Genomic DNA, 20,710 nt, shown 5'->3' with positions numbered 1-20,710 from the left:
CACGGAGCAAAGGAGCATGAATATGAATAAGTTGACTTACATTCGTTGTGGAGATTATGATATACCCAACCTAAAACTTTCTGAACAGCCGGAAACTTCTATCGGCAAGTACGGCAGGATGCGAAAATCCTACCTGAAGGAACATCGTCCTATTCTCTACAACCAACTGCTGATGAGCGAGAAGTTGTATCCACACCTGTTAGAGATTGACCGGACAGCGCAGGAGCGTATGGACACCATGTTACCTCACATGATGGAGGCTGCGGGTGTCACGGAGGAACTGAAAGCCTGTGATCCTATGCGTTGGGTGGGGCTGATGAACACATTAACGGCACAGATTGAGGAAATTTTAATCAGGGAACTGATTTGCAGCTGAATGGGAGGTGCGGGAAATGCTGACCTTTGAAAAGGTTTTGAAAGTGTTTCAGGCATATCTGGATGATGATCCTCTGTATGAGGTGGTGCAGACCAGCCACGGTTATACATTGATGGCATGGGAACCTCACCGGAATGACTGGTACAGCGCCGAAATACAGAAAACTCCGGAGGATTTACGGAACGCTTTGTTGGGTACATACGCCAACTTTCTGGAAGATAAGATTACCGGAAATGACCGCGAGCTGACTGTGACAGAAACCGGAGAAATCCAGCAGAGGTGCCGGGAACTTTGGGAAAAGTGCCGGGAAACTTGATATAGAAACGCCAGAAGGAGGCCGCGATTATGCGTCCTCCTTCTGCTTCGCAGTGTGTTCCATTTTGAGCGCCCCGTCTATGGCACCTTCGATAATCGGCAGGTATTCTTCAGGGCAAAGCTTCAGCTTGTGGCTGACCCGTTGCCGCTGTTCGCTTTCTTCCCGCATGATCTCCGGGTTAAAATACCGTTCCACAGGAAGTCCGCAGATCTTAATCAACTGGATCATCACAGGCAGGCTCGGAATCGCACCTTGATTCTCAATGTTGGCAAGATACCGCCATTCAATCCCAACCATTTCTGCCAATGTTTTTCGTGCCAGACGCTTTGCCTCTCGTGCGGCTTTGACATCTGCGCCGAAGGTTTCAAAACCGGGACAATCTTCAACTTTCGCCATATAACATCACCCGGTTACATTGTATAATTCATACTTTGCCCGTGGAATGTTGCTATATGCAGGTTAGTTGAAGTTTATAATTCATATTTCGTTTCTTGCATTGTTCGAGAAAGAGAACTATAATATATCCTATGGAGGTGCGAAATGGACTATATGACATTGAAAGAGGCCGCCGAGAAATGGGGCGTAACACCTCGTAGGGTAAATTATTATTGCGCCGGAGGGCGTATCCCCGGCGCTGTGAAAATGGCTGGTGTTTGGCTTCTCCCAAAAACTGCGGAGAAGCCGATTGATGGTCGGACAAAACAAGGAAAGGAACTGCGCCATGAATAAAATTTTGATTATAGATGATGACAGAGAACTGTGCGCTTTGATTAAACGCAGCGTACAATCGGAACATATAGAAGCTGATTTTTGTAATACCGGAAAAGAGGGCTTGCAGAAATTAAAAGACCAGGAGTATCAGCTTGTGGTGCTGGATGTGATGATGCCCGGTATGGATGGTTTTGAAACGCTGGAAGAAATCCGCAAAGAGAACAGCCTGCCGATTTTGATGTTTACATCCAAAAATGACAGCATTTCTAAAGTGCGGGGATTACGGGCTGGGGCGGACGATTATCTGACAAAACCGTTTGATATGGACGAACTGATTGCCCGAATTGTTTCTCTCATTCGCCGCTACACTCGCTTTAATCAGCAAGCCGGAGCTGTGCAAAAACTGGATTTTGACGGATTGCAGATTGACCTTGAAAATCGTTCTGTTACGACGGCAAACGGCACTTTTGAACTTCCGCCAAAGGAATTTGATCTGCTCCTGTACTGTGCAAAGCATCAAGGAAAAATTTTGACCAAACAGCAGATTTATGAGGAAGTATGGGGTGAAGAATATTTCTATGACGACAGCAACATTATGGCGATCATCAGTCGGCTTCGTAAAAAATTAGAAGTCAATCCTTCAAGCCCAAAGTATATACAAACGGTCAAAGGGATTGGCTACCGGTTTAATAAGGAGGTGTAGCCAGCATGGAAATCATCGTTTTCTTGTCCATTGTGATTGCTGTTGTGGCTGTGTTGACCTCCATCTTTCTTGTCCGGCGTGTAAAAAAGCAAATTGCAGAAATGACCGATGCACTGGTTGATGTGAAAAATGGAAATGGCAATCGGCGTATTTTGTCTGCAACAAATGAACTGACAGCACCTATTGCCTATGAAATCAATGAGATCGTTGTGGCCTATGAAAGCAGACTTTCAACTGTACGGCAGACAGAGGAAACCAACCGCCAGCTTATGACGAGCCTTTCCCATGATGTGCGAACGCCCCTTACTACTCTGATTGGGTATCTTGACGCTGCACACAAAGGACTGGTCACAGGAAGAGACCGGGATGATGATATTGAAACCGCCCGACGAAAAGCCCATGATCTGAAAGAATATATTGATGTACTCTTTGACTGGTTCAAGTTAAATTCTGACGAGTTTGCTTTAGAAATCCAGAGCGTTGAGGCCGCAGAGCTGACAAGAAATATCCTGATTGACTGGATACCGATTTTTGAGGATAAACAGGTTGATTATGACATTGATATTCCCGAACAGCCTGTCCGGGTAAGATTGGATATGGACAGCTATATGAGGATCGTCAACAATCTCATTCAAAATGTAATCGCTCACAGCCATGCAGACAAAATCAAAATTGTCCTGTCAAAGAAGGAAAATAACATGGAGCTGCTGCTGGCGGATAATGGAGTAGGAATTGAGAAAGAAGATTTGAAACACATTTTTGAACGGCTTTATAAGTGTGATAAAGGACGCTCTGAGAAAGGCAGCGGTCTTGGTCTTTCTATTGTCCACCAGCTTGTAGAAAAGATGGGTGGAAGCATAACAGTTGAAAGTGTACCAGGAAAAGGGACTGAATTTATGTTGTTTTTTCCTTTGGAGATTTAAGCGGGTTCCCGTCTTTATGGCGGGAACCCTTGTCATTTTGGCCGGATTCTAAATTGCAAGGTTAATGCAAGGTTGCGGCAAGGTTAATGCAAGGTTGGCGTGATAGAATACCTTACAGAACAGGAGGTTTTGAATATGGATACAAATTACATCATTGAAACAAAAAATCTGACGAAGCAATACGGCTCACAAAAGAGTGTGGCTGACTTAAATATCCATGTGAAGCGTGGGAGAATTTATGGTCTGCTGGGCAGAAACGGAGCCGGAAAAACCACTACTATGAAAATGTTGTTGGGCTTAACGAAGCCGACCTCCGGTGAGGTCAAAATCTGGGGAAAATCTTTGCAGGGGAATGAAAAGAAATTGCTGCCCCGTATCGGCAGCCTAATTGAGTCCCCCGGCTTTTATCCCAATCTGACCGGCACAGAGAACCTGCGTATCTTTGCTACTCTGCGGGGCGTACCAAACAATCATGCCATCAAAGACGCTCTGGATTTGGTAGGACTGCCCTACAAAGATAAAAAGCTCTTTTCCCAGTATTCTCTTGGTATGAAGCAGCGGCTTGCCATCGCCCTTGCTGTTATGCACGATCCGGAACTTTTAATTTTGGATGAGCCGATCAACGGTCTTGATCCCATCGGTATTGCGGAGGTACGCTCCTTTATTCGGGAGCTTTGCGACGCAAGAGGAAAAACCATTTTGATTTCCAGTCACATTCTTTCGGAGATTTCCTTGCTGGCTGACGATATTGGAATTATAGACCACGGTGCATTGCTGGAAGAAGAAAGCCTTGCTGAGTTGGAGCAAAAAAGTAGTAAGCATATCCGGTTTACACTCTCTGATACTGCGCAGGCGGCAAGAATTTTGGAACGAAATTTCCATGAAAACCATTTCTCTATACAGGACGACCACAATCTGCGCCTGCACAACCTTGATCTGCCTGTGGGGAAAATTGTAACTGCCTTTGTAGAAAATGGATTGGAGGTATCGGAGGCGCATACTTGTGAAGAAAGTCTTGAAGATTACTTCAAGCGTGTGACAGGGGGCGAAGGAATTGCTTAAACTAATCAAATGCGAATTTTTGAAATTGAAACGGAAGAAATTTATTCCGCTGATTATTCTGGCTGCTTTTCTGTTTCCAATCCCGCTGACTTATCTGATGACAACGCCCTCTATGATGGAGCGATATACGGATCAGGCAGATGCTTTCGACGGACTATTTAACATGGTGTTAGGATATGGTATCCAGTTTTTATTGCCCTGCATTATCGGTGTGATTGCCGCTATCCTGTTTTTTATGGAACGCGACAACGACACATTCAAAAATCTGCGTACAATTCCCGTAACCAGCACGCAAATGGTGCTTGCAAAAATTGTTGTCCTGTTTCTCTTTGGAATTGTTTTTTGTGTGGCTTCTACCATTGCAACAATTCTTTGCGGATTTGGAACATTAGAAGTTTATGGAACAGGCTATAAATTGTTTTTAGCAGTTGAAACAGGAATTTTCATTACGGCAGGAACACTCCCGTTGATTGTTCTTGTTGTCTTTTTCAGTAAGACCTATGTTTTTTCCATTTTGCTGTGTGTCTTTTACAGCGTTCTGAACATGAGTGCTACGGCATTGTTTGACACACTGCCTAAAACCATGTTATGGCTTCTGCCCACGCCACTGACTACATTTTGGAGTGCAGGAGATATGGCGGCTCATGGAATAAAAATGGACTTGGAGCAAATGACAGGGCTAATTCCTTCAACATTTCAAGTTGTATTCATTCTTGGGATCATGGCATTAGTTTCGTTCTTACTGATTGACAGATTATATAAGCAGAGGGGGGAATAAACATGGTTCGCATTGTAAAAACAGAATTTTATAAATTGAAAAGGTATCATATCCTTTGGGCGGGTGTTGCGCTCATGCTCCTATCCGTCTTGCTGACCTTGTTTACCTCTATGGCGAATGATGGTTCCGTTTGGGATTTCGCCTATCTTACAGAACAGGTCATCAAAAACAATATGTCCATGATTTTTCCGATGTGTATCAGCCTAATTGCTGGATATATGATTTCTCGTGAGCAGACGGATGACACATTGAAAAATATTCTGACTGTGCCGATCTCTTTTAAGAAACTGCTGACCGGGAAATTGATTGTGTGCGGCGTATTGTCTATTATTTTCGGGCTGATATGCAGCCTGTTTACAATCATAGCAGAAATGATTGTGGGATTTCCCGGCTTTGAAATTTCCTTAGCACTAAAAGCAACCTTGCAGATTACCGCGGTTAATTTCTTTTTATATCTTGCGGTTCTGCCGATTATCGCTCTTACTTGTCGGAGGGCGGGCAGCTTTTTAGTCGGTGTAATCATTGCTTTTGTCTATGGATATGGAGGGATGTTTGCCGCAGGAAATATGACATTAGCAAACCTTTATCCGATTACCGCAAGTCTCGGAATGGTAGGCTACCGTAGCTATGATACCGCAGTCAACTGGAATATCGGAACCTGTTCTTGCAGTCTTGTGCTTGCTGTTGTTATTTCTGCCATCTTGATTTTGTGCATGAAAGAGCGAGAAGCAACCCAAACAAAGAAAAAGGCCAAAAAGGTAGCACCAAAGAAAGGCTGGTGATGATTTTATGAAGAAAACAGTTTTAGCATTGGCATTTGTTCTTTTTGGAAGTTTTATGCTTTCTGGCTGTTCAAAAGATGAAATTCTCGATCATTATAATAATATCGTTCAGTCAGCTGGAACCATAGAGCTTACAGGAAAGTTATCTTTGGAAGGAACAAAAGAAAAAGGGATCGATGATTATACGGGAACTTATACGGCTGATTATGAGAATTTTTCAGATACAGAGTATGTGTTCGGAGGAACTTCCATAAAAAGAGAAGCCGGTAAGGAGCTGTCTATTGACTGCACTTTGGAGGTTACGGAAGGTACTGCAAAAGTATTTTGGATTTCTGGATCGGATGAAGCAGTCACTTTGATTGAAACAACCGGAACTTATAGTGACACAATTACACTTCCTGATGGTGGAAATTATATCGGCATTGAGTGTGAGGACTTTACTGGAAACATTGAATTGAATATTGAATAACATTCTGCCGCACGACGGCAAAAGAAAAAAGCCGTCGTACAGCAGACACATTTCCACGCGCCTATGAAGCGGCGGCTTTGAGAAGATCAGAGCCGCCGTTTCTTTTCATCTATCCCAATCTAACGACGACCTAACACCGTGTAAATCCACGGCGGCACATAGGAGGATTGCCGCCGTGTCTATTTTTGCCTTTTTTCACAGTCCCCATGACCTGCACCAGCTAAAAAAAGCCTGTTCCCAGCAGCGGAGCAATGCGGTCAGAAGTATGCACTATACCATGTAACTAAACAGCAAAATATACTCTATTACGCTCGTATGGCTTTATGCCGTCCGGGCGCTTTTTTGTCCCTTTGGAGCCGAAACATCGGGCCAGCATGGCCCGAACCCTGGCCCCAGTGCCGTTCTCCGCCGCCCCATTCAGATTTACCAAAAAAATCTGAATGGAGGAAAGACAGATGGAAGTTACCATCAATTATAACGGACAAGCTGTGGCCGTGGAGGTTACGCTGGAAGTCTATGAATTTCTTGACCGGGCCGATCATAAAACGGAGAACCTGTTCCATGAACAGCGGCGGCATTGGGATGGCCGGGAGTTTGACGAGTACATCATTACCACCGAGGGTGTAGGGGTCTACGGCGAAACGCCGGAGGAATACCTTTGCCGCATGGAAACGCTGCATGAGCTGATGGCTGTTCTGGACACCTGTACCGAGGCCCAGCGCCGCCGGTTCCTGCTCTATGCGCTTGACGGGCTGAGCCTTGCAGAGATTGGTGTGCTGTGCGGCTGCTCCAAAGTGGCTGTGTATCAAAGTGTGGAGGCGGTCAGAAAAAAATTTATAAATTTCTTTGAGAACAGGCTTAACGAATGACCTGTTTTCTGGCTACCAAGTGAAAGGGATCATTTCCCTTATCTCAGCGAGGGGCGGACAGCGGACGAGCTGTCCGCCTCTCCGATTTTCAGGAGGTAAGCCTATGAAAACAATCAATCTGCGGTGGATGTATCCCCACTACCGGCATGACGAGTTTGTGGATGTTACGGACGAGGTATGGGCAGCGATGTATCAGGCCAAGCGGGAGATGGAGAACTATGAGCGTCGGAAAGTCTACCACCGCGCCTACTACTCTCTGGACGCATACAGCTGGCTGGAAAATTACGCACTGGAACACAGCAGATCGCCGGAAGATATTTTGCTGGAACGAGAAGAAATGACCACCCGCCTATACCTAATTGCAGCTTTGCCGGTGGCTCTGGCTCATGCCACTCCGACACAGGCCCGCCGTGTTCACGCCTACTACATTGCTGGTATCAAGCAGCCGGAAATCTCTCGGATAGAGGGCGTCCACAGCAGCAAGGTCAGCGTTGCCATCCGTCGAGGTCTGCGGAATATGCGCCGCTGCTATGATGGCTTTTTCCAAACAGAGTGAGGGCATGCCTATGCAGACCATCAATCTCAAACAATATTATCCATTTTGCAAAGAGGACATTTTTGTGGAGGTGTCCGATGAGATCGTCGAAGCGTTTCTTCTGGACAAGAGAGCCGAGGCCGCCAGAGATCGCAAGATGTTCCGGTATAAGGCGTTTTATTCCCTCGATTGTAACGATGGAATCGAAAATGCCGCCATCGGCTGGGCGCAGCCATCGCCGGAGGACTACCTGATAGAAAAAGAAGAATTAGCCGAATACGAAGAACTGATACGGCGATTGTATGAAGCCATTTCCTCCCTGCCGCCTATGCAGGCTCGCCGTGTTCACGCCCGCTATATGCTGGGTATGAAAGTGAAAGATATTGCCGCAATGGAGGGTATCACGCCAGCACAGGCGGGAAAATCCATCCATGCCGCACTGCGGAGACTGCGCCGGTACTTTGCTCGACAGAAATGGACGGTCAATCTATGAGTATTTCCAAAGAAAAGAGGTGCCTGACATGAACGAAAAAATTACAGCCCACCCACAAAAAGAAGAACGGGAGGAAGTCCTGAAGGAGATCCGGCAGCTTGAAAACCGCAAGAAGATTTTGGAGAACAAGCAGCGGAACGAAGAACGCAGGGTTCGCACCCGCCGCCTGATTGAGCGCGGAGCCATTTTGGAGGGGATTTTCCCACTGGCTTCCAACCTTTCCGGCGCAGAGGTCAAAGCATTTCTGATTACCCTGTCCCATCTTCCGGGGGCTGCGGAATTAACTGCAAACCTGCCAAAATCCGGGGACACGCCATAAGTCCCTTGTTTACAAGGGCGCACTTATACACCGTTGCCGGTGCTGTGCGCCCTGCCGGGGGCGTTGCGTACTTCGTCCGCGATGGGAAGCTACGCTCCCCAAACCCCTTGTGCGCTCTGCGCAGTCGTCGGACACCCGCTTTGCGTTTGTCCGGCTCCACAGAGCCTGAAATATCCCCTCACTGAAAGGAGGTGTTCCCCATAGATTTCTGTCATATCCCCGTCAGTATCATCAAGCGCAGCGCAGGCCGTTCTGCCGTTGCCGCAGCTGCTTACCGCAGCGGAACCAAGCTGACAAATGAATGGGATGGAATGACCCACGACTACACCCGGAAAGGCGGCATTGTCCATGCGGAGATCATGCTGCCTGCCCACGCCCCGCCAGAATTTGCAGACCGTTCTATCCTCTGGAACAGCGTGGAGCAAATCGAGAAAGCAAGGGACAGCCAGCTTGCCCGTGAGATCGAGGCAGCCCTGCCCCGTGAACTGTCCGGCGAACAACAGCTTGCCCTTGTGCGCGCCTATGTGAAGGACAACTTTGTAGACAAAGGAATGTGCGCCGACTTTGCTATCCATGACAAGGGAACCGGCAACCCTCATGTCCATATCATGCTGACGCTCCGGCCTCTGAAAGAAAATGGGCAGTGGGGCGCAAAGTGCCGTAAGGCATACGATCTGGACGAGAATGGACAGCGTATCCCGGATGGGAAAGGCGGCTGGAAAAATCACAGAGAGGATACAACCGATTGGAACGATAAAGGAAATGTGGAGATTTGGCGGGTAGCGTGGGCGGCCTACACCAATCGAGCGCTGGAATCTGCCGGCAGACCGGAACGCATTGACCATCGCAGCTACAAGCGGCAGGGCATTGATAAAATTCCCTCTGTCCATCTGGGGCCAGCCGCCAGCCAAATGGAAAAGCGCGGCATCCGCACCGACAAGGGCGAAGTAAACCGGCAGATCGCCGCCGACAACAAGCTGCTCAAGGAAATCAAGGCCCGCATTACCCGCCTTTACAACTGGTCGAAGGCCGAGGCCGAGAAGCCGGAGGGCCAGCAGCCCAGCATGATTGACTTGTGGGAGGCCCAGCAGCAGCTCAAGCGGCCCGACACCCGCACCGGCAAAATCCGGGCTTTACAGGAGAGCGCCGCCCTGTTCAGCTTTTTGCAGGCAAACGGCATCCAATCCATGCAGCAGCTCCATGAAAAAATCGCTGATATGAACAGCCGTTACTATGACCTACGGGGAAAGATCGTCAAGGCCGAGCGCCGGATCGCCACTCTTACCGAGCGCGGGGAGATGTGGGAACAGTACAACCAGTACAAGTCCATCCACAAGCAGCTTGCCAAAGTAAAGCCGGAAAAACGGGAACAGTTTGAACAGCGCCACAGCCGGGAACTGATTCTGTATGACGCAGCAGCCCGGTATCTGAAAGAACTGAAAGACAGCGGCGAGGGGATAACCCCGAAGGCATGGCAGCGGGAAATCGACCAGCTGACCGCCGGAAAGCAGACGGACACGCTTGCCATGAAATCCATGCGGGGGGATTTGAAAGCAGTGGAACGGCTCCGCAAAACCGCCGAGCAGCTGTCCCGACAGGAAAGGGACAAGTCTCACGACCGTGGGCCGGAGCGGTAAAGGCTACCGCGTTTTGGCGTACCCCTGTCAAGTGCGTCGCGTTTCACGACATACTTTGGCATACAGAAAAACCGCCGTACAGGTTTCCCCATACGGCGGCAGACTGTTTATTTGCCGAACAAGTCGCTGTGTGTGCCGGTGCGGGCCAGCGTCAGCACCAGAACATCATCTTCTATGCGGTAGACAAGCAGCCAGTCCGGGAGAATGTGACATTCCCGATGGCCTGCCCAATCGCCGGACAGGTCATGGTCACGGTTCTTATCCGGCAGCGGTTCGCCCATCGCCAGCAACGCTACGACCTGCTCCAGCAATTCGATCTTCAAGCCACGCTTGATGGCTCGTTTGTAGTCTTTTTTGAAACTGGTCGTGTACTTGACGGTGTACTTTGTTTTCCTCATTTTTTCAGGTCGGCAAACAACTCGTCAAGGTCATTGTATCCCTTTACAGACGGGTCTTTTGCAATTCTTTCCGCTTCCAGCATGGCAGCAATCGTTTCCTTGTTCGGCTGTTCCAGCCTTACTTCAAAGGGAATGCCGCCTTCACGAAGCGACTGGCGCACAAAGATGTTAAACGCCGTAGTCAGGTTCATGCCAAGTTCAGTAAACAGTGCGTCCGCCTGTGCTTTCAAATCTGCGTCCATGCGGATACTGATGTTTGTGGTATTTCCAGCCATACGATCAACCCCTTTCTGCTGGCAATTATAGTATATGCCATTTGCACGAAGAAAACAATACTTTGCACGAATATTTAAAAATAAATTCATTCAAGGAGGTTAGCTACACTATGAAAGAAATCATTTATGAAGAACAATAAGTCTGAACCTATCCCTGTCATGGATTACCGCCAGTACCGCAGAGCGCGGAGGCTGGTGCATGAGTGCTGTAACTACATCGACGGAAACTGTATCGCCCTGGACGATGGGGAGGAATGTGTCTGTGTCCAGTCTATTTCCTACTCCCTGTTGTGCAGGTGGTTTCGGGCGGCGGTATTGCCGCAGGATAAGGAACTGGAAACGGCGCTGTTCCACCGGCTGAATGCAAAGAAATGCGCCGTATGTGGGGCGCTGTTTACCCCCGGTTCCAACCGGGCCAAATACTGCCTGGAATGTGCCGCACGCATGAAGCGGATCAACGCCGCAAAGCGCAAGCGGAAACAACGGGAGAAATGTCACGCGTTAGGGGCTGAAAAACCCTTGTAAATCAAGGATTTTTTCGAGGGTGTCAAAGGCAGGCTGATAGATTTATCCTCTGACCCCTAAAATGGCCTTAAAATGCGTACAGAATCCCAAGAGAAACCCCAAGGAGGAACCCTATGTCAGACAACCGAAAATATTATTACCTGAAACTCAAAGAAAACTATTTTGACGATGATTCCATCGTGCTGCTGGAAAGTATGCAGGATGGTGTGCTGTATTCCAACATTCTGCTCAAGCTGTATCTGAAATCGCTGAAACATGGCGGGCGGCTCCAGCTTGACGAGGACATCCCCTACACGGCGCAGATGATCGCCACCATTACCCGCCAGCAGATCGGCACTGTGGAGAGAGCCTTGCAGATCTTTTTGAAGCTGGGTCTTGTGGAAGTGCTGGACAGCGGCACCTTCTACATGAGCAATATTGAACTGCTGATCGGCCAGTCCTCCACCGAGGCCGAGCGAAAGCGGGCTGCGAGGCTCCAAAATAAGGCTCTTTCTGCGCCCCGGACAAACGGCGGACATTTGTCCGACATTCGTCCACCAGAGATAGAGATAGAGTTAGAGAAAGAGATAGAGATAAAGAGAGAGATAGAGAAGGGACACCCCGCCCCCGCCTATGGCCGTTACCAGAATGTTTTCCTGACGGACGGGGAACTGGCAGACTTACAGGCCAGCTTTCCCACTGTATGGGGCCAGTACATCGAAAAGCTGTCCGAGTACATGGCTTCTACTGGCAAGCATTATCAGAGCCATGCAGCGACCATCCGGCGCTGGGCCGGTGAGGACGCTAAAAAAACTGTCATACCCTCACGCAACCGGGATTACAGCGTAAAGGAGGATGAAACCGTATGATTGAGATTACCGCAGAAATCCGGGCGTTCATCGACAAGGCAGCTGCCGGTGTGGAATTGGCTGAGGACGAGTATATAGACTTGTCAGACGGGCTCATTCACTGTAAGAAATGCGGCGGCCAGAGGCAGACCGTTGTGCCATGCTTTGGGAAATCCGGCTACTTTATGCCGCGTTGCATCTGCCAGTGCCAGCGGGAAGCTGAGGAGCAGCGCAAGGCTGCTGAAGAACGGCAGCGCCGTATGGAGCGTATCAAACGCCGAAAGGCACAGGGCTTGCAAGACCGTTATCTGTACGACTACACATTTTCCAATGATAACGGGCAAAACCCATTGATGGACAAGGCTCATGCCTATGTGGAGAACTGGAAAGAGGCATATAAGAGCAATATCGGGCTTTTGCTGTTTGGAGATGTGGGAACCGGCAAGTCTTTTTTCGCCGGATGTATTGCCAACGCTCTACTTGACCAGGATGTGCCGGTGCTGATGACGAACTTTCCCACCATTCTGAACCGCCTGACCGGGATGTTCGCTGAGGACAGGTCGGAGTTTATTGCCAGCTTTGATGAGTATGACTTGCTTATCATTGACGATTTGGGTGTAGAGCGCAGTACCGAATATGCTATGGAGCAGATGTTTTTCGTCATTGACAGCCGCTATCGCAGCCGCAGACCCATGATTATCACAACAAACTTGAAACTGTCCGAGCTGAAAAACCCGCCTGATCTGGCCCACGCCCGTATCTATGACCGTATTTTGGAACGGTGTGCGCCGATCCTCTTTGACGGGAAGAATTTTCGGGAAGAAAATGCCGGTGCTACCCGACAGACAGCAAAAGACATTGTAAACAGTAAGCACGACTGATTTTTTACCGGGCGGCACAGACCCGTTCGGAGAAAGGAGCGCCATGAACAAAGAACCCCGTACTATGCAGGTGGCAGACGCCGTTACTGCGTCCAGAGCGCCGGAAAACACGCCGGCGATGGTAAAGAAAATCGGTAAGACGACCTACAAGGTTCATGTCCATTTCAGCAATACCAGCACAGAAACCATGAGCGATAAAATCAAGCGTATGCTCAAAAATGAAATTCAGCAGATGTGACAGACTGATAAACGAAGCCGCCTTGTGCTAAACTGATGATGGTATGCACCAAAATTTTTGTCAAGGAGGACACAAAAATGCTTTACACAGAAAAAGAGAAACATGAAATTGAGCGAGTAAAGGAAGTCTTTGCGGAACATCTGCGGCAAAGCCCCGATTTTGAACTGCTCTGGTCGGACAAGGTGGGCTATGTCTGGCTGACGATTGGCGTAAATCCGCTTTATGTGGATACCGGTATCAGGATAGAATCAGCCGCCGATCTCTGCGGCAGGTGTTTGGACGATGTTGCTACGGATGTTTTGTATATGACGGGCAACGATCATGCACTGGAAGCAGCCGACCCGCTGGAATTGGCCGAAATCAAGCGGCGCTGGGAGTCATATATCAACCAGCTGCCAGACTACGCGTATCTCTGCAAAGACCTGCTGAACGGAAAAATGTAATCTATCAAACGAGGTGTCAGGAGCCATACAATGCTTCTGGCACCTTTTTTGTAGATTTTTTGTGAATTTGATTAAAAAGTCCTTGACAATTTGTCTCTGGAGAGACGGGAAAGAGGGTGGGGCTCAGCTCCCCGTTTTCCTCCCGCTGGTAGATCACCAGGTCCCGGTCCAAAAGCTTGTTCAGCTGGTGGGCGGTCAGGGCCAGGATGGCCTGGCTCCCCTCCGCCTTCTGGAGCTTTTGGCTGGTCTCCAGGAGGATGGCGGTGCGGTAGGCCTTCTCCGCGTTGAGCCTGGCCTGCCGCTTCATTCGGGTGGTCAAAGAGCTGCCCAGAAAGGCCACCACGAACATCACACCGAAGGTGGCGATATAGCTGGGGTCGCTCATAAAGGTAAAATAGGGGTGGGTAAAAAAGAAATTAAAGATCAGCACCGACAGCACCGAGGCCGCCACACTGTAACTCCGGCCTGTGGTAACCATGGCGATGCCCAAAACCCCCAAAATATAGAGCATGATGACATTGGAGTTGGCAAACCCCCAATGGCTGAACAGGGCACCGCCCAGGGTACACAGCAGCAAAATTCCCAACATCTTGGCCAGGTCCTTGGGGGAGAACTTTTCCTGGGACTGCCGCAGCCGCCGCAGCCGCTTGCTCTGCCGGGCCGTCTGGTCCGGGATGATATAGAGGTCCAGGTCGGGCGCCAGCTCATTGAGCCGGTCCACCAGGTTTTTGGGGGAGGTGAAGCCCCGCTTCCGGGGGCTCCGGCCCAGAACCACCTTGGAGATACCACTGATCCGGGCGTACTCCGCGATCTGTACCGCCGGGTCATCCCCATAGGCCGTGGCAATGCGGGCGCCCAGCTCCTCGGCCAGGTGGACATGATCCCGCAGGCGTTTCCTGTCCTGCTCCGATTGGGAGGCAAAGTCCGACGTCTCCACAAACAGTGCTGTAAACGCCCCGTGAAAGGCCTTGGCCATCCGGGCCGCGGTGCGGATGACCTTGGCGTTGGAGGGCGCGCCGGACAGGCAGATCAAAATATGCTCCCCCGCCTTGGGCTTCACCTCCCCCTGAAACCGGGGGGAGCTCTCCAACTGGTCCGCGGTGCGCCGGAGGGCAATCTCCCGGAGGGAGGCCAGATTTTTCAGGCTGAAAAAATGATCCAGGGCCTGGGCCGCCTGGGGCCCCCGATAGATTTTCCCCTCCCGGAGGCGTTCCAGCAGGTCCGCCGGCTCCAGGTCCACCACCTCCACCTGGTAGGCCGAGTCAAACACATTGTCGGGCACCCGCTCGGACACGGAAATGCCCGTGATGGAGGCCACCACGTCGTTGAGGCTCTCCAGATGCTGGACGTTCACCGTGGTGTACACATTGATCCCCGCCCGCAGCAGCTCCTGGATGTCCTGATACCGCTTGGTGTGGCGGCTGCCGGCGGCGTTGGTGTGGGCCAGCTCATCCACCAGCAGCAGCTGGGGGTGGCGGGCCAGGGCACCGTCCAAGTCAAACTCCTTCAGGGAGATGCCCTTGTACGTCACGGTTTTGGTGGGCAGGACCTCCAGCCCCTCCAGCAGCGCCATGGTCTCAGGCCGGGTGTGGGGCTCAATATAGCCGGCCACCACGTCAACCCCCGCCTCCTTGGCACGGTGGGCGGCCTCCAGCATGGCGTAGGTCTTCCCCACGCCGGCGGCATAGCCAAAAAAGATTTTTAATCTTCCCCCAGGGGGGCCGTCCGCATTCTGGATGCTGCGCAGCAGCTGCTCCGAATCCGGCCGTCTGTCTTCTTCCTTCACAGAACTCCCTCCTTCTTGTCTCCAGGCTGCACTGGCAGCCCGCTCTCACCCCGCCAGCCGGGATGACTTTCCGCCCTTCTCCCGGGGCTTCTCCTGCTCCGGGGGGGTGGGCCACTGGCGGGACAGCCAGGGCATGTCCTCCCGCTCCTTCGATCTTGCCCCTCTCCCGGCGGACCGGCCGGAGGTCCCTATGGCAAAGAAACGCGCGACGCGCCCCACCACGAAATAGCCCCCTATGCCGAACCCCAGCAAAGCCACTGCCAGCAGCACCGATTCCATACGCGCCCCTTCTCTCCCTTGCGGTTTCGAAATCCCCGCCTCTGGTGTGCTTTCCCTTTCCATCATACGACGGGGAATGGGATTTGAACAGGGGATTCCTTTTCTTACTCCCCATTATACCCCCAAAGAGATATGGGTGAGATTTGTATTTTCCGCCCCCTGTTAAGGTTTTATAAAGGGCCCTCCGTCACCGTCCCTTCTTAATGAGAGTTTAACGCCCAGGCAGGATTCTAAACCGCATCCTAATTTTTTTCGGGGTACAATAGGCACGGAATCCTTGACACAGGGCCGTCCGCGCCCAGCCCAGGGAAGGAGCAAGATCCCCATGAGATATCCCTTTCAAGTCATCAAAGAGTGGCAGATTCCTTTAACCCCACTGCCCAAAACCTATCCCGCCACCGCAGCCTTTCTGGAGTTGATGGTCACGCTGGACGAGCTCTTTGACGAGTTCCCCGCTGTGCTGCGCCTGCCCGAGGGCACCGCCCTCACCCTGCTGTACCGGGACGTGGTGTACAGTGACCAGGATATTTTGAACAGCGTAGGCGGCTTGGCCTGCCATATCAGCGAGACCTGCTCCCTGACCTTTTACGGCACCACCGAACACCGGGAAACCGCGGAAATGACCGTCCGTCCCGGCAGCTCCCCCAAGAAAGGGCGGGTTTTGACCCGTTCCCTCTCCGGCCGCCCCATCCGGCGCCTGCAAGGGCTGGGGGTCCGTCTGGACCTGGGCGACCGGGACGCCGCCGACCATCTCACCGTGATGGCCCGGGCGCTGGCGGCCAGCGGAGGACCTTGGGGGGTGGTCTCCCGACAGCATGAGGCCTTTGTCCACAAATGCGGCCTGCTTCAGCCCACCCAGGGAAGCCTCTTCTCCTACTTTGCCTGGGAAAACGCCCGTCCCCAACAGCTCCTCACCGCACTGACCGCGGAGCACAAGGCCCTTCTCTGGGAGTCCTTCCTGGCCGACGGCCAGCAGCCCCTGGAGTTTGCCTGGCTGTGGGAGATCTATTACACCGACCAGACCCGCTGGCTTCTGGAGTGGGAGCTGGCCCTGGACATGGTGCTGGACCAGCTGTCCTTTCAGGTCAACCGGGATACCAACAGCTTCTGCCTCCTGGACGGAACGGGGCGGGAGCGGCGGTTTGACTTCACCCGAGGCGGACCGGCGGAAAAGCTCTTTCTCAAGCTGCTCTTTCCCCTGGACACCCGCTGACCGGTCCAAAACAAAAGACGATAGAAAACGCCCTGGGCACACGATTCCTCACGGTTTCGAGCCCAGGGCGTTCTGCTGTCCAGTCAAAGATTCAGGAATTTCTGCACATCCCGGTTGGCCCCCAGGATGAACATGGTCTCCTCCCTGCGGAAGCGATGCATGGGCCCTGGTAGGAACTCCAGCTGGTCCCCTGTCCGGGTGGCCAGAACATTGATGCGGTATTTCTGCCGCACCGCCAGTTCCACAATGGTCTTTCCGATCCAGGCCGCAGGCACCTGGGTCTCAAAAATAGAGTGGTCCCGGGTCATCTCCACATAGTCAAACACATGGTCGGCACTGTACCGTACCGCGGCCCACTGGGCCATCTGCTTCTCCGGGTACACCACATCATCCGCCCCGTTGCGCCGGAGAAACTTGGCGTGCACCTCACTGGAGGCCCGGGAGAGCACAAAGGGGGCGCCATATTCCTTCAAGAGGGCCGTGGTCTCCAGGGAGCTTTGAAAGTTATCCCCAATGGCCACCACGCACAGGTCAAAGTTCCGCACCCCCAGGGAGGCAATGAAGGCCTCGTTGGTGCCATCCCCAATCTGCGCGTTGGTCACCAGGGGCAGAATGTCATTGACCCGGCCCTCATCCCGGTCCACCGCCAGAATCTGGTGGCGCAGCTCCCGCAGCTTCTCCGCCATCTGCCGGCCAAACCGGCCCAGCCCAATCAGCAAGACAGATTTCATACCATCGTCCTTTCTCTTTTATTCCGGGCACGTCCTCATCCCACCGTCACCTGTTCCTGGGGATACTGGGAGGAGGCGCCGTTGGAGCCGGCCGCCATGGCGTAAATCATGGTCAGGCCGCCCACCCGTCCAAAATACATCAAAAAAATCAAAATCAGCCGAGACGCCTCCGAAGCCTCCGCGGTGGCGCCCAGGGACAGGCCCACAGTCCCAATGGCGGAGGCCGCCTCAAACAGCGCCTGCATCAGCGGGATCTCATCCATGCAGCAGATCAGCATCCCGCCCGCCAAAAACAGCACCAGATAGAGCAAGAAGATGGCGCACGCGTTGCGGAGCACCTGGTCCGGCAGGCGCCGCCCAAAGCACCGGGCACTGCCCTGCCGGCGGATCACCGCCCCCACACTGAGCAGCAGCACCGCCAGCGTTGTGGTCTTAAATCCCCCGGCGGTGGAGCCGGGAGAGCCCCCTGCCAGCATGAGCAGGATGGTCATAAGCTGGCTGCAGGCGCTGAGCTGGGTCAAATCCACGGTGTTAAAGCCCGCTGTCCGGGGGGAGACCGACTGAAACAGGGCCGCCAGCCCCCGCTCTCCGCCGGTCAGTGCCGCCCACTGCGGACGGGAAAACTCATAAAACCGGAAGAACAGAAAGCCTCCCACCAGCAGGGCCAGGGTCGTGAGGAGGATCAGCTTGCTCTGGAGACGGTACTGGCTCACGTGCCGGCCATGGGCCGCCACATCGTGCCAAGTGAGAAAGCCCAGCCCCCCCACCACAATGAGCAGGCAGATCACAAGGTTCACCAGAGGGTCCCCCACATACCCTGTCAGGGAGGAGAAGGCCCCTGTCTCCCCCATCAGGTCAAAGCCCGCGTTGCAGAAGGCGGAGACCGCGTGAAAAATACCATACCAAATGCCCTTCCCCAACCCAAACTGGGGACAGAACCGCAGCGCCAGCAGCAGGGCCCCAATGGCTTCTATGAGAAAAGCGGTCTTGAGAATGAATCCCGTCATCCGCACGATTCCGCCCACCTGCGGGGCGGAGATGGACTCCTGCATCACCCAGCGCTGCTTCAGACCGATCTTCCGGCCGGAAAACATAAAGATGGCCACCGCCATGGTCACCACCCCCATGCCCCCCACCTGGATCAGCAGAAGGATCACCCCCTGTCCGAAAGGTGACCAGAACAGCGCGGTGTCATGGATCACCAGGCCGGTGACGCAGGTGGCGGAGGTGGCGGTAAACAGCGCGTCCAGAAAGGGGACGCGCTCCCCGGATTGGGTGGCCACCGGCAGACTCAGCAGGCAGGCGCCGATCAGAATCTGAAAGAGAAAGCCCAAAATCACCACCTGGGCCGGGGTGATGCGATCATGTTTCAAAAAAGGCATGGAGAACCTCCGAACTTTCCCCCCGGAACTGCACGCCAGTCTGGGGTCGTCCTATCTGGTTGTATTATAGCACGGGCCGAATTAGCGTCCCATTAAAGAAAACGTCAAGGTATTAAGGCGGCATTAAGAAATGTCGCATTTTTGGTGGAAATAAAAATAGGAAAACCGGCAAGCTTGTGGTATACTGGGGAGAAACGGCGCTCTCCCCCTCTTTTTTGGCCATTTTTTCCGCCATTTGTCCCTTTTCCAGACTGCTCCGCTTTTCCTTCTCTTTATGGCGCCTTTATCCGCTGTTCTTCCCCTCAGCGGACCCATCCGCGACTTTACAATCCCTTGGAGGTAACCATCCATGAACAAACCCCAGATCTTAGTGGTGGAGGACGACACCGCTGTCGGCAACCTCATCACCACCACCCTGGAGACCCAAAACTATCTCTTCCACCGGGCGAAAACCGGCGCGGGCGCTCTGATGGACGCCCTGTCCTACCGCCCCGACGTGATCCTGCTGGACTTGGGCCTGCCCGATATGGACGGCGTCACCCTCATTCAAAAAATCCGCTCCTGGAGCAATCTGCCCATCATTGTCATCTCCGCCCGCAGCGAGGACAGCGACAAGGTCTCCGCCCTGGACGCCGGCGCCGATGACTATCTCACCAAGCCCTTCTCCGTGGAGGAGCTGCTGGCCCGGCTTCGGGTCGCCCTGCGGCGGGTCCGCTATGACACCCAAAAAACCGACCAGGAGGCCAGCGTCTACCAAAACGGCGCGCTGAAAATTGACTACGCTGGCGGCTGCGCCTATCGGGGGGAGCAGGAAATCCATCTGACCCCCATTGAATATAAACTGCTGTGTCTGCTGGCCAAAAACACCGGGAAGGTCCTCACCCACAACTATATCCTCAGCCAGGTCTGGGGCAACTCCACCGCCTCGGACACCCCCTCTCTCCGGGTCTTTATGGCCACTCTCCGGAAAAAGCTGGAAACCGACCCCAGCCACCCCCAGTACATCCAGACCCACATCGGCGTGGGATATCGGATGCTCCGGCAAAAGGAAACGCCCGACGCCTCATAACGCCGCCGGCTAAAGTAGCCCCGGTGTCCTCATCGGAAAAGCCCCTCCGTCATACTTTTGGGCCCGCTCTCGTAAAGTATTCCGAGACCATCATCCCAAAAGGAGGGCGCCCCATGGAAACCAATCAAAACGGCAAATTTTCCGTCGATCTCGACCTGCCTTATCCCCCCGTCCAGCCGGAAACCCATCGGAAAGAGTACGCCTACGCCATGCTGAGCAACGTGGGCAGCGACAACTCCGAGATGTCCGCTGTCAGTCTCTACTTCTACAACAGCATTCTCCTCTCCCCCCAGCACGCGGCGTTCGCCCGGTGCTTTCACCAGATCAGCATTGTGGAGATGCACCATCTGGACATCTTCGCCTCCTTCGCCCACCAGATGGGGCTGGACCCCCGCCTGTGGAGCGTCCAGGGGAGCCGGTCCCACTACTGGACCCCCGCCTACAATCGCTATCCCCAGCAGCTGCCGGCCCTTCTTCAAAACGCCATCCAGGGCGAGCTGGCGGCCATTGGAAAATACCGCCGGCAGGCGGAAACCATCCAGGACGCCAACATCGTGGCCAATCTCCAACGAATCATCCAGGATGAGGAACACCACGTCCGCCTCTTTCGGTCCATGCTCGCGGAGGTGGCGGAGACGTAACCCAACAAAAAGAGGAAGCATCCCGCCGATGCTTCCTCTTTTTTCCTCT

At 52.7% G+C, this 20,710-nt stretch carries 29 protein-coding genes; 22 read left to right on the top strand and 7 right to left on the bottom strand.

Annotated elements, in window-relative coordinates; genetic code table 11:
• Window positions 1–22 precede the first annotated feature (22 nt).
• Window positions 23–376, top strand: coding sequence for a TnpV protein (locus DV520_RS07560; protein WP_007860259.1), 354 nt, complete (start codon window positions 23–25; stop codon window positions 374–376).
• 16 nt (window positions 377–392) lie between these two features.
• Window positions 393–692 carry a hypothetical protein gene (locus DV520_RS07555; RefSeq protein ID WP_007860257.1) on the top strand — a complete coding sequence of 100 codons (300 nt, stop codon included), beginning with the start codon at window positions 393–395 and terminating at the stop codon, window positions 690–692.
• Between the two features lie 27 nt (window positions 693–719).
• Here DV520_RS07555 and DV520_RS07550 read toward each other — a convergent pair whose 3' ends face one another.
• Window positions 720–1,088: a helix-turn-helix transcriptional regulator gene (locus tag DV520_RS07550; protein ID WP_007860255.1), complete on the bottom strand. Its 369-nt coding sequence runs from the start codon at window positions 1,086–1,088 to the stop codon at window positions 720–722.
• Window positions 1,089–1,232: 144 nt separating this feature from the next.
• Here DV520_RS07550 and DV520_RS07545 point away from each other — a divergent pair, with 144 nt between their 5' ends.
• From DV520_RS07545 to mobQ, 12 genes are all read left to right on the top strand, one after another.
• Window positions 1,233–1,421 (top strand): helix-turn-helix domain-containing protein, encoded by a 189-nt coding sequence (locus DV520_RS07545; protein WP_007860253.1) that lies wholly within the window; start codon window positions 1,233–1,235, stop codon window positions 1,419–1,421.
• On the top strand, window positions 1,414–2,106 hold the full coding sequence (locus DV520_RS07540; protein WP_007860251.1) for a response regulator transcription factor: 693 nt from the start codon (window positions 1,414–1,416) through the stop codon (window positions 2,104–2,106). Before DV520_RS07545 ends, DV520_RS07540 begins: the two co-directional genes overlap by 8 nt.
• Window positions 2,107–2,111: 5 nt before the next feature.
• Complete coding sequence (locus DV520_RS07535; RefSeq protein WP_007860250.1) at window positions 2,112–3,029, top strand: sensor histidine kinase; 918 nt, start codon at window positions 2,112–2,114, stop codon at window positions 3,027–3,029.
• Window positions 3,030–3,164: 135 nt separating this feature from the next.
• A complete protein-coding gene (locus DV520_RS07530) occupies window positions 3,165–4,091 on the top strand; it encodes an ABC transporter ATP-binding protein (RefSeq protein WP_007860248.1) in 927 nt (308 codons plus the stop codon).
• Window positions 4,084–4,869 carry an ABC transporter permease gene (locus DV520_RS07525; protein ID WP_007860246.1) on the top strand — a complete coding sequence of 262 codons (786 nt, stop codon included), beginning with the start codon at window positions 4,084–4,086 and terminating at the stop codon, window positions 4,867–4,869. Before DV520_RS07530 ends, DV520_RS07525 begins: the two co-directional genes overlap by 8 nt.
• Window positions 4,870–4,871: 2 nt before the next feature.
• Window positions 4,872–5,651 (top strand): ABC transporter permease, encoded by a 780-nt coding sequence (locus tag DV520_RS07520; protein WP_006874367.1) that lies wholly within the window; start codon window positions 4,872–4,874, stop codon window positions 5,649–5,651.
• A gap of 7 nt (window positions 5,652–5,658) precedes the next feature.
• Window positions 5,659–6,120 (top strand): hypothetical protein, encoded by a 462-nt coding sequence (locus DV520_RS07515; protein WP_007860242.1) that lies wholly within the window; start codon window positions 5,659–5,661, stop codon window positions 6,118–6,120.
• A 455-nt stretch (window positions 6,121–6,575) separates the two neighbouring features.
• Complete coding sequence (locus DV520_RS07510) at window positions 6,576–6,989, top strand: RNA polymerase sigma factor (protein ID WP_007860240.1); 414 nt, start codon at window positions 6,576–6,578, stop codon at window positions 6,987–6,989.
• A 103-nt stretch (window positions 6,990–7,092) separates the two neighbouring features.
• On the top strand, window positions 7,093–7,545 hold the full coding sequence (locus DV520_RS07505) for a sigma-24 (RefSeq protein ID WP_021413289.1): 453 nt from the start codon (window positions 7,093–7,095) through the stop codon (window positions 7,543–7,545).
• Window positions 7,546–7,555: 10 nt separating this feature from the next.
• Window positions 7,556–8,017: an RNA polymerase sigma factor gene (locus DV520_RS07500; protein ID WP_007860238.1), complete on the top strand. Its 462-nt coding sequence runs from the start codon at window positions 7,556–7,558 to the stop codon at window positions 8,015–8,017.
• 28 nt (window positions 8,018–8,045) lie between these two features.
• Window positions 8,046–8,336 (top strand): DUF3847 domain-containing protein, encoded by a 291-nt coding sequence (locus DV520_RS07495; protein ID WP_007860237.1) that lies wholly within the window; start codon window positions 8,046–8,048, stop codon window positions 8,334–8,336.
• A gap of 191 nt (window positions 8,337–8,527) precedes the next feature.
• The gene (gene mobQ, locus DV520_RS07490) at window positions 8,528–9,973 is read left to right on the top strand and encodes a MobQ family relaxase (protein WP_117142328.1); all 1,446 of its coding nucleotides are present in this window, start codon (window positions 8,528–8,530) and stop codon (window positions 9,971–9,973) included.
• A 107-nt stretch (window positions 9,974–10,080) separates the two neighbouring features.
• Here mobQ and DV520_RS07485 read toward each other — a convergent pair whose 3' ends face one another.
• Both DV520_RS07485 and DV520_RS07480 read right to left on the bottom strand, forming a co-directional pair.
• Window positions 10,081–10,371 (bottom strand): type II toxin-antitoxin system YafQ family toxin, encoded by a 291-nt coding sequence (locus DV520_RS07485; protein ID WP_117142327.1) that lies wholly within the window; start codon window positions 10,369–10,371, stop codon window positions 10,081–10,083.
• Window positions 10,368–10,646, bottom strand: a complete 279-nt coding sequence (locus tag DV520_RS07480) for a type II toxin-antitoxin system RelB/DinJ family antitoxin (RefSeq protein ID WP_014081141.1) — start codon at window positions 10,644–10,646, stop codon at window positions 10,368–10,370. Before DV520_RS07480 ends, DV520_RS07485 begins: the two co-directional genes overlap by 4 nt.
• A 126-nt stretch (window positions 10,647–10,772) precedes the next feature.
• On the opposite strand from DV520_RS07480, the gene DV520_RS07475 reads away from it, so the two are divergent.
• The 5 genes from DV520_RS07475 to DV520_RS07455 all read left to right on the top strand — a co-directional run bounded on the left by DV520_RS07475 (window position 10,773) and on the right by DV520_RS07455 (window position 13,560).
• The gene (locus DV520_RS07475) at window positions 10,773–11,171 is read left to right on the top strand and encodes a cysteine-rich VLP domain-containing protein (protein WP_117142326.1); all 399 of its coding nucleotides are present in this window, start codon (window positions 10,773–10,775) and stop codon (window positions 11,169–11,171) included.
• Window positions 11,172–11,284: 113 nt separating this feature from the next.
• Window positions 11,285–12,019 (top strand): phage replisome organizer N-terminal domain-containing protein, encoded by a 735-nt coding sequence (locus DV520_RS07470; RefSeq protein WP_117142325.1) that lies wholly within the window; start codon window positions 11,285–11,287, stop codon window positions 12,017–12,019.
• Window positions 12,016–12,879 carry an ATP-binding protein gene (locus DV520_RS07465; protein WP_007860224.1) on the top strand — a complete coding sequence of 288 codons (864 nt, stop codon included), beginning with the start codon at window positions 12,016–12,018 and terminating at the stop codon, window positions 12,877–12,879. Before DV520_RS07470 ends, DV520_RS07465 begins: the two co-directional genes overlap by 4 nt.
• 64 nt (window positions 12,880–12,943) lie before the next feature.
• A complete protein-coding gene (locus DV520_RS07460; protein ID WP_008978040.1) occupies window positions 12,944–13,117 on the top strand; it encodes a transposon-encoded TnpW family protein in 174 nt (57 codons plus the stop codon).
• A gap of 77 nt (window positions 13,118–13,194) precedes the next feature.
• The gene (locus DV520_RS07455; RefSeq protein WP_007860222.1) at window positions 13,195–13,560 is read left to right on the top strand and encodes a hypothetical protein; all 366 of its coding nucleotides are present in this window, start codon (window positions 13,195–13,197) and stop codon (window positions 13,558–13,560) included.
• 16 nt (window positions 13,561–13,576) lie between these two features.
• Here DV520_RS07455 and DV520_RS07450 read toward each other — a convergent pair whose 3' ends face one another.
• Complete coding sequence (locus DV520_RS07450) at window positions 13,577–15,346, bottom strand: DUF4118 domain-containing protein (RefSeq protein ID WP_117142324.1); 1,770 nt, start codon at window positions 15,344–15,346, stop codon at window positions 13,577–13,579.
• A gap of 45 nt (window positions 15,347–15,391) precedes the next feature.
• Window positions 15,392–15,625, bottom strand: a complete 234-nt coding sequence (locus DV520_RS07445) for a hypothetical protein (protein ID WP_117142323.1) — start codon at window positions 15,623–15,625, stop codon at window positions 15,392–15,394.
• Between the two features lie 325 nt (window positions 15,626–15,950).
• Here DV520_RS07445 and DV520_RS07440 point away from each other — a divergent pair, with 325 nt between their 5' ends.
• Window positions 15,951–16,838, top strand: coding sequence for a hypothetical protein (locus DV520_RS07440; protein ID WP_021920777.1), 888 nt, complete (start codon window positions 15,951–15,953; stop codon window positions 16,836–16,838).
• A gap of 83 nt (window positions 16,839–16,921) precedes the next feature.
• Here the strand turns inward: DV520_RS07440 and DV520_RS07435 are convergent, their stop codons facing one another.
• On the bottom strand, window positions 16,922–17,569 hold the full coding sequence (locus tag DV520_RS07435) for a potassium channel family protein (RefSeq protein WP_021920776.1): 648 nt from the start codon (window positions 17,567–17,569) through the stop codon (window positions 16,922–16,924).
• Between the two features lie 35 nt (window positions 17,570–17,604).
• Complete coding sequence (locus DV520_RS07430; RefSeq protein WP_117142322.1) at window positions 17,605–18,951, bottom strand: TrkH family potassium uptake protein; 1,347 nt, start codon at window positions 18,949–18,951, stop codon at window positions 17,605–17,607.
• A gap of 349 nt (window positions 18,952–19,300) precedes the next feature.
• Here DV520_RS07430 and DV520_RS07425 point away from each other — a divergent pair, with 349 nt between their 5' ends.
• Together DV520_RS07425 and DV520_RS07420 are read left to right on the top strand one after the other, a co-directional pair.
• The gene (locus tag DV520_RS07425) at window positions 19,301–20,020 is read left to right on the top strand and encodes a response regulator (RefSeq protein WP_117142321.1); all 720 of its coding nucleotides are present in this window, start codon (window positions 19,301–19,303) and stop codon (window positions 20,018–20,020) included.
• Window positions 20,021–20,133: 113 nt separating this feature from the next.
• The gene (locus DV520_RS07420) at window positions 20,134–20,661 is read left to right on the top strand and encodes a ferritin-like domain-containing protein (protein WP_117142320.1); all 528 of its coding nucleotides are present in this window, start codon (window positions 20,134–20,136) and stop codon (window positions 20,659–20,661) included.
• Window positions 20,662–20,710 lie beyond the last annotated feature (49 nt).

It is taken from the genome of Evtepia gabavorous, assembly GCF_003425665.1.
GTDB lineage: Bacteria > Bacillota > Clostridia > Oscillospirales > Oscillospiraceae > Evtepia > Evtepia gabavorous.
The sequence above is the reverse complement of the archived record's forward strand: the minus strand, read 5'-3'. Positions and strand labels throughout refer to the sequence as shown.

Bases quoted from the DNA above. Each gene is read 5' to 3' on its own strand.
- DV520_RS07560 (WP_007860259.1), top strand. From the start codon at position 23: ATGAATAAGTTGACTTACATTCGTTGTGGAGATTATGATATACCCAAC.
- DV520_RS07555 (WP_007860257.1), top strand. From the start codon at position 393: ATGCTGACCTTTGAAAAGGTTTTGAAAGTGTTTCAGGCATATCTGGAT.
- DV520_RS07550 (WP_007860255.1), bottom strand. From the start codon at position 1,088: ATGGCGAAAGTTGAAGATTGTCCCGGTTTTGAAACCTTCGGCGCAGAT.
- DV520_RS07545 (WP_007860253.1), top strand. From the start codon at position 1,233: ATGGACTATATGACATTGAAAGAGGCCGCCGAGAAATGGGGCGTAACA.
- DV520_RS07540 (WP_007860251.1), top strand. From the start codon at position 1,414: ATGAATAAAATTTTGATTATAGATGATGACAGAGAACTGTGCGCTTTG.
- DV520_RS07535 (WP_007860250.1), top strand. From the start codon at position 2,112: ATGGAAATCATCGTTTTCTTGTCCATTGTGATTGCTGTTGTGGCTGTG.
- DV520_RS07530 (WP_007860248.1), top strand. From the start codon at position 3,165: ATGGATACAAATTACATCATTGAAACAAAAAATCTGACGAAGCAATAC.
- DV520_RS07520 (WP_006874367.1), top strand. From the start codon at position 4,872: ATGGTTCGCATTGTAAAAACAGAATTTTATAAATTGAAAAGGTATCAT.
- DV520_RS07515 (WP_007860242.1), top strand. From the start codon at position 5,659: ATGAAGAAAACAGTTTTAGCATTGGCATTTGTTCTTTTTGGAAGTTTT.
- DV520_RS07510 (WP_007860240.1), top strand. From the start codon at position 6,576: ATGGAAGTTACCATCAATTATAACGGACAAGCTGTGGCCGTGGAGGTT.
- DV520_RS07505 (WP_021413289.1), top strand. From the start codon at position 7,093: ATGAAAACAATCAATCTGCGGTGGATGTATCCCCACTACCGGCATGAC.
- DV520_RS07500 (WP_007860238.1), top strand. From the start codon at position 7,556: ATGCAGACCATCAATCTCAAACAATATTATCCATTTTGCAAAGAGGAC.
- DV520_RS07495 (WP_007860237.1), top strand. From the start codon at position 8,046: ATGAACGAAAAAATTACAGCCCACCCACAAAAAGAAGAACGGGAGGAA.
- DV520_RS07485 (WP_117142327.1), bottom strand. From the start codon at position 10,371: ATGAGGAAAACAAAGTACACCGTCAAGTACACGACCAGTTTCAAAAAA.
- DV520_RS07480 (WP_014081141.1), bottom strand. From the start codon at position 10,646: ATGGCTGGAAATACCACAAACATCAGTATCCGCATGGACGCAGATTTG.
- DV520_RS07475 (WP_117142326.1), top strand. From the start codon at position 10,773: ATGAAGAACAATAAGTCTGAACCTATCCCTGTCATGGATTACCGCCAG.
- DV520_RS07470 (WP_117142325.1), top strand. From the start codon at position 11,285: ATGTCAGACAACCGAAAATATTATTACCTGAAACTCAAAGAAAACTAT.
- DV520_RS07465 (WP_007860224.1), top strand. From the start codon at position 12,016: ATGATTGAGATTACCGCAGAAATCCGGGCGTTCATCGACAAGGCAGCT.
- DV520_RS07460 (WP_008978040.1), top strand. From the start codon at position 12,944: ATGCAGGTGGCAGACGCCGTTACTGCGTCCAGAGCGCCGGAAAACACG.
- DV520_RS07455 (WP_007860222.1), top strand. From the start codon at position 13,195: ATGCTTTACACAGAAAAAGAGAAACATGAAATTGAGCGAGTAAAGGAA.
- DV520_RS07445 (WP_117142323.1), bottom strand. From the start codon at position 15,625: ATGGAATCGGTGCTGCTGGCAGTGGCTTTGCTGGGGTTCGGCATAGGG.
- DV520_RS07440 (WP_021920777.1), top strand. From the start codon at position 15,951: ATGAGATATCCCTTTCAAGTCATCAAAGAGTGGCAGATTCCTTTAACC.
- DV520_RS07435 (WP_021920776.1), bottom strand. From the start codon at position 17,569: ATGAAATCTGTCTTGCTGATTGGGCTGGGCCGGTTTGGCCGGCAGATG.
- DV520_RS07430 (WP_117142322.1), bottom strand. From the start codon at position 18,951: ATGCCTTTTTTGAAACATGATCGCATCACCCCGGCCCAGGTGGTGATT.
- DV520_RS07425 (WP_117142321.1), top strand. From the start codon at position 19,301: ATGAACAAACCCCAGATCTTAGTGGTGGAGGACGACACCGCTGTCGGC.
- DV520_RS07420 (WP_117142320.1), top strand. From the start codon at position 20,134: ATGGAAACCAATCAAAACGGCAAATTTTCCGTCGATCTCGACCTGCCT.